At 27.9% G+C, this 12,528-nt stretch carries 9 protein-coding genes, 1 tRNA gene and 3 pseudogenes; 4 read left to right on the forward strand and 9 right to left on the reverse strand.

Annotation, left to right across the window (positions count from 1 at the left end; genetic code table 11):
- Positions 1-63: 63 nt before the first annotated feature.
- A pseudogene (locus tag H3Z85_11475) lies at positions 64-1,268 on the reverse strand (ABC transporter permease).
- Positions 1,269-1,271: 3 nt separating this feature from the next.
- Positions 1,272-1,631, reverse strand: coding sequence for a 30S ribosome-binding factor RbfA (gene rbfA, locus H3Z85_11480; protein ID QPQ50178.1), 360 nt, complete (start codon positions 1,629-1,631; stop codon positions 1,272-1,274).
- A 93-nt stretch (positions 1,632-1,724) separates the two neighbouring features.
- Here rbfA and mce point away from each other — a divergent pair.
- Positions 1,725-2,122: pseudogene (gene mce, locus H3Z85_11485) on the forward strand (methylmalonyl-CoA epimerase).
- 62 nt (positions 2,123-2,184) lie between these two features.
- A tRNA-Ile gene (locus tag H3Z85_11490) sits at positions 2,185-2,258 on the forward strand.
- 105 nt (positions 2,259-2,363) lie between these two features.
- Here the strand turns inward: H3Z85_11490 and H3Z85_11495 are convergent.
- Positions 2,364-2,894, reverse strand: coding sequence for an antirestriction protein ArdA (locus H3Z85_11495; protein QPQ50179.1), 531 nt, complete (start codon positions 2,892-2,894; stop codon positions 2,364-2,366).
- Between the two features lie 614 nt (positions 2,895-3,508).
- Between H3Z85_11495 and H3Z85_11500 the strand changes: the two genes are divergently transcribed.
- The gene (locus H3Z85_11500) at positions 3,509-5,377 is read left to right on the forward strand and encodes a hypothetical protein (protein ID QPQ50180.1); all 1,869 of its coding nucleotides are present in this window, start codon (positions 3,509-3,511) and stop codon (positions 5,375-5,377) included.
- A gap of 40 nt (positions 5,378-5,417) precedes the next feature.
- A complete protein-coding gene (locus H3Z85_11505) occupies positions 5,418-6,416 on the forward strand; it encodes a DUF4365 domain-containing protein (protein ID QPQ50181.1) in 999 nt (332 codons plus the stop codon).
- A gap of 88 nt (positions 6,417-6,504) precedes the next feature.
- Here the strand turns inward: H3Z85_11505 and H3Z85_11510 are convergent, their stop codons facing one another.
- The 6 genes and pseudogenes from H3Z85_11510 to H3Z85_11535 all read right to left on the reverse strand — a co-directional run bounded on the left by H3Z85_11510 (position 6,505) and on the right by H3Z85_11535 (position 12,314).
- The gene (locus H3Z85_11510; protein QPQ50182.1) at positions 6,505-6,834 is read right to left on the reverse strand and encodes a hypothetical protein; all 330 of its coding nucleotides are present in this window, start codon (positions 6,832-6,834) and stop codon (positions 6,505-6,507) included.
- 15 nt (positions 6,835-6,849) lie between these two features.
- The gene (locus tag H3Z85_11515; protein ID QPQ50183.1) at positions 6,850-7,200 is read right to left on the reverse strand and encodes a hypothetical protein; all 351 of its coding nucleotides are present in this window, start codon (positions 7,198-7,200) and stop codon (positions 6,850-6,852) included.
- Between the two features lie 279 nt (positions 7,201-7,479).
- Positions 7,480-9,430: pseudogene (locus H3Z85_11520) on the reverse strand (ATP-dependent helicase).
- Positions 9,412-11,568 carry an AAA family ATPase gene (locus H3Z85_11525; protein ID QPQ50184.1) on the reverse strand — a complete coding sequence of 719 codons (2,157 nt, stop codon included), beginning with the start codon at positions 11,566-11,568 and terminating at the stop codon, positions 9,412-9,414. Before H3Z85_11525 ends, H3Z85_11520 begins: the two are co-directional and overlap by 19 nt.
- A gap of 94 nt (positions 11,569-11,662) precedes the next feature.
- Entirely contained in the window at positions 11,663-12,007 is a 345-nt protein-coding gene (locus tag H3Z85_11530; protein QPQ50185.1) for a hypothetical protein, read from the reverse strand.
- A 13-nt stretch (positions 12,008-12,020) separates the two neighbouring features.
- Positions 12,021-12,314 carry a hypothetical protein gene (locus tag H3Z85_11535; GenBank protein ID QPQ50186.1) on the reverse strand — a complete coding sequence of 98 codons (294 nt, stop codon included), beginning with the start codon at positions 12,312-12,314 and terminating at the stop codon, positions 12,021-12,023.
- Positions 12,315-12,528: the final 214 nt, after the last annotated feature.

Raw genomic sequence — 12,528 nt, forward strand, 5'->3', positions numbered from 1 at the left:
GTAAATGTACAAAAAAATGAAACCGTAAAGGATTAATTTTACGAAATGTATATCTGTTATGTGTTAACTTTTAGTAATATACTCTTTGCTGATCTTTGAAAAGAACCATGAAATGGCAATTCCAAATACGGATGCCGTAAGAGCTACGATAAAGTAATTTTTACCAACAATTTTAACCGGGAAAGGAAGAACTTCATTCGCTCTGAAGAATTCCGTATACAACTGGAAGTAACATAATGCTGTCCCGAATATTAAACCGGTAATCACTCCTGAAATAACAATGAGAATTCCGGTATAGAAATAGGTCATTCGTAAATGGCTCAAAGGAAAGCCTAGGGAAATAAGTGATTTTGCCTGTTCTTTTTTATCAAGCTGTAAAATAATAATCGCTCCGGCAAGATTAAAGGTGGTAATGAAAATCACCAGGGCAAAAATAAGATAGATAAACAGTTTTTCGGTATTGATCATTTTCCAGAAAGCCGCGTTTTCCTCTTCTTTGGTTTTTATTTCAACTGTTTTTCCGAGAGAAGATAACAGGCTTTGCTTTACAGCATCTGCATTTTCGGAATTTTTTAATTTAATGACAATCTGATACGCTGATTTTTTAGGAAGATTTAATAGCTCTTCGGTAAGCTCAATAGGAGAGATAATATAACTGTCCAGCTGGTCTTTTCCGGGGAAAACTCCTGTGACCGAAATATCTCGCTTGTTATAAATATCTTCTTCTTTACTGATCATACCGGTTCCCGGCTTCGGCATAAAGATCGTTGCATAATTATTGGATGAATCAACGGGAATGGATAGCCTGTTGTCAAGGCTATTCTCCATTAATACTTCATTCGAGTATTTGAAGCTCGGGTAAGTTCCATAAAATACATCCTTATTAATAGGATTAACCTTAATATATGCGGAATCGACACCTCTTAAATAAGCAATGTCGCCTTTCCCATTGGAACTGATATATACTTTTTCCTCAATAACACGGGAAAAGCTTGTAATTTCTTTATGAGCAGATAAAGCGGCATTGACTTTATCGAGGTTTTTAATCGTTTTTCCCGAAGTACTTTTTAGGGTAAGGTCGGCATGAAGATTAGAGATAAGATCTTTATTTAAATCCTCCAGCCCGGAAAAAACGGAAATAATGACGAACATTGCAGTCACAGCAACCGTCATGGCACCAACAGACAGCCACGTGATAAACGTAACGGCGGTACTCCTTTTTTAGCCAAAAGGTATCTGGATGCTATGTAAAATGCAATATTCTTCAAGATCTATAAAACAGGATTGTCGCCTTCGCCTCTTAATTCTCTTTCCAATTTTTCAACGTCATCAAGAGCGGTGTCCAGGTAGAAGTTAAGCTGTGGAATAATACGTACCTGTTTTGCCATTTTCTGGCCGATGAAATTTCTGTATTGAGGTTTATTTTCTTCAATTTCCTTCATCACTGCAGTACGGAATTCCTGTGGGAAAATGCTTAAATAAATTTTAGCAATTCCTAAGTCTGCGGTTACTTTCACATCTGAAACGGATACCAATATACTTTGCTTACTTTCTGAAGCCTGTTTGCGAAAAAGTTCTGCAAAATCTTCCTGAATGATCTGTGCTACTTTTCTTTGTCTGTTACTTTCCATAATTTCTGCAAATTTAGTACTTTTGTTTGAATTGATACTTTGAAATTCTGCTCCGGTATCAAATTTACGATTTAATTATATTTATTAGTCTATATGAAACTAGAACATATTGGTATTGCTGTAAAGTCTTTGGGAATCTCGGACGATCTTTTTACTAAATTGTTGGGAAAAGAATCCTATAAGAAAGAAACAGTAGAAAGGGAAGGGGTGGTGACTTCTTTCTATGAAACAGGAGAAAGCAAAATTGAGCTGTTGGAAGCCAGTAATCCGGAAAGCCCGATCTCAAAATTTATAGAAAAGAAAGGGGAAGGCATCCATCATCTGGCCTTCGGGGTTGAAAATATACTGGAAGAAGTAGAAAGATTAAAAAAGAAGGATTTCAGTTTATTTCCGAAGAACCAAAAGAAGGTGCTGATAATAAATTAGTTGTCTTCCTTCACCCGAAATCCACAAACGGCGTGCTGGTAGAACTTTGCCAAGAAAAGCAATAAAAAATTTTGTAGTGAAAGAAATTTTACTATTTTTGCAAACACAAAATTTAACCAAGTTTTGAGGTCCTATAGCTCAGTTGGTTAGAGCACCTGACTCATAATCAGGTGGTCCCTGGTTCGAGCCCAGGTGGGACCACTTTTTAAATCAAGCACTTACAGATTTGTAGGTGCTTTTGTTTTGTAATGGGTCAAGGTATAGGTCAAGTTTAAAAGTAAACACAAGTAAGCTGAATAATCTTTATTAACTTCGGAAATAATGTCCGTTACTTTCAAAATAATCACACATTATATTTCTTGCTGTAGCTTCCCAATCAATGTAAATATAGTTTGGTAAACTTACAGAAATACTTTCTTCTAATATGTATTGTGCAAATGTTTCATAGTCTGAATGTTCACCTATATAATAATTTATTAAACTTTCATAAATACCTGAAAAATCCGTCTTTCCAACACAATCGACATAAGCCTTAAAAACTTCAAAATCATAGCTAGAATTGTTTATTTGCTCTGCTATTTCATATATTTCATCAGAAAAATAATTTTCTCCGATTAATCCTAACTTTTCAAAGAAAGAACAGTTCTCATAATCCTGAAACATAAATTCGGGATCGTTTTCATCTTTGTGTAGTTCTTTCATAGCTTCTAATAATTCGTCATAATCTGAATAATTGGCTAAATCAAGCCATTTTCCGTAAAGGCTTCCATTGTTGTACTTTGCATACGTTCCTACATAGATACTGCAAGAATCAAGACAATTTAGTAAATTCGTCATGTTGATAAGTTTTAGGAATGTTAAAATTTATTGATGTTGCCTTGTTGTGTTCTCAGCACTTCAAGGCTTTTTTATATATAATTGTGAAAATCTATGTAGAAAAAGAATCAAAAACAGTTCTTTGATATATTAATAAAGTCAATATTCATGCCAACTGACAGAGATTTTACTTAAAAATAAAAGTTGTTAAAATATTTTTAAGCCACAAACAAAAACTGTCAAAAAAATATCAATAAAACATGCTACCTGAAGTGTTTCACCAGTAAAAATGTAAGTGGAAAATAAAAATAGATCCACAAAAACCAAATAAAACAAAACTTACTTTTGAGAAAATGTTTACAGTTTGGGGAGGGGCTAGAAAAAAGACCTCGCCTAAAGGTATACCTTTACATTCAGTGGGGAATATCCCTACACTCAAAATATTTTATTGGTGTTAAATTGAGGTAAATTCTACTATAAAGGATTGCTTTATTTTTTTTAATGAATTGTAGGATATATTTTGTTGCCTTTCCTTTGACCCTTGTATTTTTAAATAGCAAAATTTATCTTTTCTAACTACATTCTTTTGAAGAAAAATTGTATTTTGAAATTTAATTATTTTAAATATAAACTACATGACACATCTAGATGGTATTATCAAATTCTATTTGCGAAATGAAACTAATAATTCATTGTTAATAACGGGAGATTGGGGAGTTGGTAAAACGTATTATTACAAAAATATTTTAGAAAAAGAAATTGAGACTTTTCCCACTTATTTTGATAATAAAAAAAAATATAAATCTATAGTTGTATCATTGTTTGGCATTTCATCAATTGACGAAATACAATCACAAATACTTCTCTCGTTATATCCTATTTTAGGAAATAAAAAAGTCAAGATAAGTGCTGCAATTGCTAAAATATTCATTAAAGGAATATTGAAATTTAAAAATATAGATCAATATTATGACATTGTTTCAGAGGTAGGTATTGATAAAAAAGACCTTATTAATTTTAATGGTTTAGTTATTTGTTTTGACGACTTGGAAAGAATGGATCCAGACTTCAATATTGAAATTTTAATTGGATTTATAAATTCTCTAACGGAGGGCAACAATGCTAAAATTATAATTATTGCTAATAGCAGTAAATTAGAAAAAGCAACGTTTAATAAATTGAAAGAAAAAGTTATTGGAAATACAATTCAATTTAATCCTGATATCCAGAGTGTTTATAATAACATTATTGAAATAAAATTCAGTGGCGACAAACTATATAGAGATTTTTTGAAGATAGAAAAACAATTCTTTTTGGAGGTATTTGAAGCAAATTCTAATAATCTCAGAACCCTCAATTTTATCCTACTTTATTTCAAACAAATTTTTTATATAATAGAATTACTTTCTAGTCAACATAAATTTTTGGGACAGCATAAAAATAGTATATTAAAAAAGGCTCTCAGATTTATCATTAGTATTTCGATTGAGAATAGAAATGGTGATTTATCCAATGATAATAAACAAGATGTTAGTGATTCAAAAAATAGTTTAACTGCAATTGCTATAAGGAAATTACGTCTAAAAAGATCTATACAAAATAGTAATAACAAAGCGCAAGAAGATAAACAAACATATACAGAAATTTTTCTTGAAAAATATTATAAAGACACAGAATATCATTTTTTTGAATCTATTTACAATTTTATTATTGGAGAGAAAATTTTTGAAGGAGATGATTTCTTGGAGGATTTAAAAACAATATATAATATTGAAGATGAAAAAATCCCCGAACATTATTTAATTTTCAATAAGTTAAGCCCCTCTAATATTTTTGATTTAAGCGATAAAGAATACAGACTGTTGACGAAGCAATTACTAACCTATACAGATCAGGGAATGTATAAACTTGGCGATTATTCAACTATCTTTTATTATTTAGTGAGATTCAATAATCCCCTAAAATTTAAATCTTTAGAAAACTTAGAAAAGAGAATTATAAGAGGTATGCAGAAAGGTACTGATCATTATATATTTCATGTTAATCTTGACATGTATCTCAAAGTAGACAAAAATTCAGAATTCTTTAAGAACTTTGAATCAATTAAAAATGCTTGCCTTGAAATAAATGAAAAATTGAGATTAAAAAATATTCTTCTTGAAACTGAGATTCTTGAAAATCTATATCATACTAATTTTGAACTTTTCGACAATAAACTTACTAATAAAGATAGTGCTTGGTCATCATCTTCTATCCTTAACCATTTTAATGTTCAAAAGTTTTATAGTTTCTTTATTAATGCCAGTAATTTGACAAAATGGGAAATTATTAAACTCATTCAATACAGACATTCAGCAAATTCCTTTGGAAATTTTGTTGAAGAAATTTTATTTTTAAACCAATTACAAATAAAGATTGAAAAAAAAATAAAAAATATTTCTAAAAATGGGTTAGATTATTTCGTTTATACTGAATTTAATAATTTACTTTTAAGCTTAACGTAATAAATTGACTTTATATTTCTATAATTAATCTTATAAATAAATGGCAAGAAAAAAGCAACGAGTGCTACAGCATATAATGGAAGACGAATCCTATCAAATTATTAAAGCTCTTATTCCAAAGGAGAATGTTATTAGAGAATTTAACAGACCTGATTATGGAATTGATTTAGTAATTGAGCTTTTTGATAAAATAGAAGAAAATGCATATGAGACACTTGGTGAATTTATTTTTGTACAGGTAAAATCAATAAAAAGAGCAGAAATTAAACGAGAAAAAATTTTTCCTGTTGGTAACGTGGCAAAAGGAAAATGGAATGAAGATAAATCAGAATATATTGAGCTTGATGTCATAAAATATAGTATGGATACCAATTCTATCTATACAATTCAAACTTTAGGAGGGAGCGTATCTGTATTACTATTTTTAGTTGATATTTTTAATCAGGATACTTACTTTGTATGCCTTAATGATTATATTGATAAAATTATTCTTCCTCGAAATCCCAATTATGGTGAACAAGAATATTACACAATAAAAATACCCATATTAAATAATTTGAAGGATAAACTTGTTAGCAATAATGCATTTAAGTTTTATGGTAAACGAGCAAAACTCCTTTCAGCATTTTCTAAATTTTCTTACCAAAAAAATGAGATTTCTCATTTATTAAAAATTAAAGATTTTCCAGTAATAACAATGAGAGATGAATTAGAAAAAAATAAAGAAATTTCAGATATTGAACTTTACCAACAAGCTCTATTTTTTATAGATCAGATTGATAAATTAGATATTTGGAATCATAATGAATGGGAAATCTTACCTATAATGAAAAATAATTTGGATGAATTAAGGATGTTTTTGGAAAAGGATATATTCGATGCGAAAGAGGCTAGAGAAAAAATACTTGTTATGTGGCATCAATTATCGAATTTAGGAAGAATATATGAAGATTTATCTAGAGAATGGTATTTACCCAAATTTATAAGTTTATTATCATCATATCCCGAAGAACCTAATATTAAAAAAAGCAAAAAATAAAATAGCTCAATCAACTTAACAACCGTCATAATAAAAGAGTGATGATAAATTACCTATCAGTAGTTTATTATCACTCTTTAGATTTAGTTTATATTTTTTTATAACCCTCAACAAACTCTGTATAATTTTTAGAAGTATGAATTAAATGAAAATACCTTTGAACAAATCTATTCTTGTCCTTTATATAGTCACTATAACTAATTATTTCGTCCACCAATCCTGTGAGAGCCAATATAAATAATATGGGAAAAGCTGGAATAAGTAGAATACACCACCAGTACTTTTTTAAAATTGCTGTAGAAGGATTTTCGGGAATTGGTGGAAGGGTTCTTTTTAATTGCACATATTCATTCTCCGAAACTGGACTGTGGGGTTTTGTAAAATAATACCTGTATTGTTTTACTTTATGAATTGCCATAATTATATTATTATTTTACTTAGAAACTGTATCAAAAGGATTCTCTCCTGCACCCATAAAAACTGTCCCCATTCTTTTATACTTCATTGGCTTTCCTGCAACACAAACTGAATACATTCCATTTCCCTTTTGTTCTGATATTCTTAAAAAGATTACATCCTTCTCGTTACAATCATTTTCTACAGCAATATGTTTTCTTAAATCTTCAATGGTAGCGTCAGCACGTTTTAACCATAATTGGATTTTTTTATCTGGTTGAGGTTCTTGATAATTTTTAGGAAGATCACACTTATTGTCTTTTTCTGTCTGTTGGGCAAATGCCATTGCTGAAACTATTATCAATAATGCTGATAAAAACTTTTTCATATAATTTAATTTTTGAATTTATGATTAGCTTCTCGGTAAACAGCTTTTCTGAAAAATAGAAAAGCAAGTGGTTCTCACTTGCTCTAGTTCTGAAGGCTCGGCAAAGCCTATGTTACATAGAAACAGGATAAGCCACTTGCCATATGACAAGTGTGCTGAACTGTTTGCATTTTGTAACATTTTAGAATTTTGCCGATTCACAGAACAAAAGCAAAAGTTTTTACACTTTTATTTTCCGATAAAATTTGAATTACAAATATATAAATTTTGATTTAATCTTTAGAAGTCATCAATATTTATGGTATTTTCTTCACCAAACCAAGCTATTGCAGTGTTTATAACAGATGGTTGCGGATTATGATAGAAAACAGCTAGTTTTTCTTTAGAACGAGTACAGCATACATAAAATATTTTTTCCGTTCTTTCTTTTATTTTAGGATAACTTGACAATTTTGATTTTGTTTTTGATTTTCCTTCAACTAAAGATTTATACACTGTACCATCATCAAAAACATATTCAAAATTATAATTATTCCAACCTCCTCTATCTAATATAACAAGGACTTTTTCAAATTCTCTTCCTTTTGTTTTATGTTGGGTTGAGAACGGAGTAAACCCTTCTAAATAATTATATAAATTAATAAATTCAGAATATTTAACCTTAGAAATTCTATTATAAACATATCGCTTATTTTGTATAAACTCATAGAGTTTATCGTCAGCATAAACCAATTTATATTCATCTGCTTTTTCAATTACATCACCAATCGTTTTTTCATCAGTTTTTGAAAGAGCTTCTATATGATCTTGTAATATTTTCTTGTCTTCAATTGAATTAATCTTATAATCTGTAATTTTCAAAAATTCATTATATCTCTTTTCATTGTATAGCCTTATACAATTTTGGATTTTAAATAAATGTTTTAATAAGTTATCTCTTTTTGTTCCTTTCTTGATTAAGTCTTTTTCATTTTGTTTTTTATCGTCCGTAAGAATATCACTATTTAAGTAAATTTTTCTAAACAAATTAAACTTATATGATTTAGCTTCGTTAAATAGATCAATATTTGCATTAATGAAGTCAGACATTTTACCACCATTAGGAACTTGTCCAGATTTTTTTATTGCATCTCCAAAAGTATCATTTTCATCAATTTGAATTTGTAAATTATTTTTTAAGAAAACATCAACAAGATATTTATATTCTAATATTTGGTCATTGTTATAAATATCCATTAAGGATCCAAATTGAGATTCTTTTGCTATAAGATTATGAGTAAGATTTAACTCTTTACACTTTAAATTTCCGTCTTTATCCCTCTCATTAAAATCCCATTCTAAATATTTTCTAACTTTATCCAAATTATTTTCCGCAGAATATAAAAATCTAATTTCTCCTTCCTTAATTGTACCATCTTCATTCATATTCGGGGGAATAGGGTTTGTTTTTTCCAATTGCGGTAATTGCTCTAGACCATCACTTCTTACTTTATTAGCTAAATTAATAACATTAAGTGGACTTCTTCTGTTTTCTAGTTTCTTAACTTCTTGAACCAAACCACCCGCATTTTCTTTATACTTATTTAAATCTCCGATACCATCTTCATAAATAGATTGCATTGCATCTCCGAAAAAAACCTATTATATTCTTTTTTGAACCCTTTCTGAAATGATCTAGAAAAATCCTTATCACTAATTCGCTAGTATCCTGATATTCATCAATCAATATAAAATTAAATTTGTCTTTGATTATATCACATAATTTTTCATAGTTTTCAAATAAATATTCAGCAATTACTAATAATTCATTATGTGAAATTATTCCTTTAGATAAATTTAGATTTTCCATATATCTAATACCTTCGGAAAACATTTCTACACTAGGGCTCTCTATATTTATTTTTTTCTGCAAGGGATTATTAGCTAGGGTAACTATTGCATGTTTTAATTCGTTTTGAAAATTTTTTATACAATCCCATAAGAAATCATGAATGGTTAAAACCTGTAAATTTTTATGATCTATACGCTCTTCAATTTCTTTAACAGCAGAATTTGTATATGTAATACAGGCAATCTTATGATTTGGAAACTTATCAATTATTCCAATTATACACTGTACTAATGTATATGTTTTTCCACTTCCAGCTCCACCACTTAATAAAAAATTATCCCCTTTTTCTATATGATCAAAAATCTGATCTATTTCACTTTTTAATTCTCTTTCAACCATAACAAACCTTCTTTTATATATTCAGGAATTTCCCAATTAGAATAATCATCATTACTATGATATAAGATGTCTAAGGCAAAATGGGGTTTCTTATTAATACATTCATTTGCTAAATCATAAGAATCTTTATTTTCATTATTAAAATGTCTAGGATTTTTAATTCCTTTAAAGCTATCTATTTTACTAATAACTAAATTCTTATTTTGTGGTATAGCTAAAAAAGAATCTTCAAAGCTTCTTGCGGTATATCCATCATAATCAGTTTGATAAGTAATACATACAGTTCCATTTTCATTTGGAATCCATTTATCATCTGTTTTAATCAAACATTTATCTTTTAATGTGAGAGATTTTAATTCTTCAAGAGTTTTGTTATTTAAGAAAAATTTAAGTGCTGGATTTGCATAATTATCTCCAATTGCGACACGACAGGCTTCACCTTTTGTGATTTCTTTATCATTTTTATTTAGTTTTTTAACTTTACGAGTGCTATCTAAGTCAGTAACAATAAGTGTTTTAACGCCTATAAAATCTATACAAAGTTCAAATATTTCAGAATAAGCTCCAACCTCGATAATTGAAATATTTTGAGATAGTAATGGGATTTTTTTCTCTTCTTTATCAGAGTGAGATAACTGAATATCTATTTTCTTCATTATTGTTGGTAGAAGTATACGCTCCGTATCTCCCTCTATTAAAATAGCCTTGTCAGCAAAAAAAATTTCTGCCCTACTTATAGTAAGATATTGTTTAAGAAATTGATATTGCTTTCCCGTTTCATCATATAGATTTTTTAAATCCTTTAAATTTTTAGAAGTTATAGTATCTGTCTTTTTTAAATATTTAATTTCATCAAAATCACTATCTGCAACAATATGAGAAGAATGTGTAGAAATTATTGTCTGTAAACTACGGCAAATCTCAAATTCTGTATTATCAACATTTTTAATTGTTTTTGATATTTTATCTCCCACGATTGTTCTAATATTTTTTATAAAAACATATTGCATTTGTGGGTGAGTATGTGCTTCAGGTTCTTCTATAAACAATAAATTAATATCTGCGGGAGCTTCTAATAAAGACCTTTGAAACTCATATTTTTTTATTTCAATTTCAAAGATCATGCTTATAAGATTTAGGTATCCCAAACCATTATAGTGTTCTGGTAAATCCGACAGTTCATGTTTATAGTAAACAGTTGTATTACCTTTTAAAAGTTCTCTAGACTGTAATGTGGAAAGTACGCTTAATACTGATTCATTTTCACGTATTCCACCTAGACTTTTTATTTTTTCAATTATGTCTTCAAAAAAAACTTTGTAAATTTTTGATAATTCTTCATCAGTATTAATTATAGTATCATGAAAATCATCTATTTTCTTAGCTTCATTTTCATCATTTTCTTTTCTTTCGTATATCTTTGAAGTTTGTAATGATAATGTCTTATCTGTTTCTTTGTTAGTAACATCTCTTCTAGCTGAAATGTATTTAAAACTAATGAAATCAGATATTTTCAAGTCTTCAATTAATATATAGTTATCCTCAATTATTTTTTGTGAAGTCTTGTCATAGAAAATTGATTTTTTCCTAGTTTCAAAATATTTTTGATAATGTAATTTGAAAAATTCCGAAAATCCTTTTACATTATATTTTTTAGGTGGCTCACAGGCTTCTGCCTCAGCTTTTTTAACATTTTCACGATGTCTATATTGTGCTAAATCTTTCCTGATTCCTAAATAATTTTTATAACTTAAATAATAATCAAATCCTAATACAATATGGTTATTTTCGGGATCAAGGTCTAACATTAATTTTTGAATATTGATGAAACTATCAGTATTATTATACAATACTAATATTCTTAATGAAATACCATTGTAGCATTTCAGATACTCTTCTTCAGAAAGCTCTGTAGTATCTTCAATAAGAATTTGCAATTGTTGTTTAAAGGACAAATTAAAGTCTTCAATTGAAAAATTATTCTTATCACTTTGATTTAAAAATTTATCCAGAACTGTAAGAATAGAAGTTTTACCTGAGTTATTTTTTCCTATAACCAACGAAATTTCATCTTCTAAGTCAATTTGAAAATCAGAAAGTATTCTAAAGTTTTTAATAAAAAGTTTTTTTATATTCATGGTTATTAATATTTTAAACTTTAAATTTTAGGAAGAATTTGAAATTCAATATTGGTTATGCTTATATTTTTATTTTTTTTTCATTTCAGTATTTTTAATTTTTTCGATTTGGAGTTATAATTATTTTATAATTTCCAATTTTTCTATTATTTGAGTGACAACCTTTTATAAGAAGGTATTTGTCATTTTCATATACCATTTCATCAAATTTTGCCTTAAACACAGTTGGATACAAATCTGTATTAAGTGTACTTTCAATAAAAGTTACTACAACCCAATTAAATGTATCTGCAAAAGATATTATGACCTTCGTTTTAATATCTATACTATTTAAATATGTATTTATTGATATATCAGCGTTAAAAATTTCATGCTCTTCTAAGTTTTGTTCGCTAAGAAATTTATTAATTTCATCTATACTAGAATAAGGGTGCTTCATAATTCCGTTAAAATTAAATTTTACTTAATTCGTATTTAATTCTATAGAGAAGATTATTTTTAAAAATTAAATCTAAAAGTTCACCTGATACGATTGTAGTTTCTTTAGATTTTACAAGGTCAAAAATATTTTTAATTTTGGGATCACTCATATTATCAATATTTATAGCAATCAAATAATTAATTTCATCTAATTGTTTATCAAGATAGTTATCTAAACTTACTTTATCCAGCATCTCAATTTCATTTTCTTTTTCGTAATTAAGCGATATTAATTGCTTCTTTAATTCTTCTAATGTGTAATTCATGGATTTTATAATTTTTTATTTCGATTATTATACTTCAAATAATCACTAAATTAAATAAATATCATTACAAATCAATTTCTAAATATGAGATACTTATATTTATGTACTAACTTAGGTGAAGTAATATGGATTTATCTTTAAGTATTTGCAATATTTTGATATTCAAATAAGGCACATTTACTGAAGTTGAATTAATTAATTTTGTAGATATTTA

Origin of the sequence: Chryseobacterium indologenes, from assembly GCA_016025055.1 — a bacterium.
In the GTDB taxonomy this organism is placed as follows: domain Bacteria; phylum Bacteroidota; class Bacteroidia; order Flavobacteriales; family Weeksellaceae; genus Chryseobacterium; species Chryseobacterium indologenes.

What these genes read in the sequence shown, in the direction of transcription:
- H3Z85_11515 (QPQ50183.1), bottom strand. Translation starts at nt 7,200, where the DNA reads ATGAAAAAGTTTTTATCAGCATTATTGATAATAGTTTCAGCAATGGCA.
- H3Z85_11495 (QPQ50179.1), bottom strand. Translation starts at nt 2,894, where the DNA reads ATGACGAATTTACTAAATTGTCTTGATTCTTGCAGTATCTATGTAGGA.
- rbfA (QPQ50178.1), bottom strand. Translation starts at nt 1,631, where the DNA reads ATGGAAAGTAACAGACAAAGAAAAGTAGCACAGATCATTCAGGAAGAT.
- H3Z85_11505 (QPQ50181.1), top strand. Translation starts at nt 5,418, where the DNA reads ATGGCAAGAAAAAAGCAACGAGTGCTACAGCATATAATGGAAGACGAA.
- H3Z85_11530 (QPQ50185.1), bottom strand. Translation starts at nt 12,007, where the DNA reads ATGAAGCACCCTTATTCTAGTATAGATGAAATTAATAAATTTCTTAGC.
- H3Z85_11510 (QPQ50182.1), bottom strand. Translation starts at nt 6,834, where the DNA reads ATGGCAATTCATAAAGTAAAACAATACAGGTATTATTTTACAAAACCC.
- H3Z85_11535 (QPQ50186.1), bottom strand. Translation starts at nt 12,314, where the DNA reads ATGAATTACACATTAGAAGAATTAAAGAAGCAATTAATATCGCTTAAT.
- H3Z85_11500 (QPQ50180.1), top strand. Translation starts at nt 3,509, where the DNA reads ATGACACATCTAGATGGTATTATCAAATTCTATTTGCGAAATGAAACT.
- H3Z85_11525 (QPQ50184.1), bottom strand. Translation starts at nt 11,568, where the DNA reads ATGAATATAAAAAAACTTTTTATTAAAAACTTTAGAATACTTTCTGAT.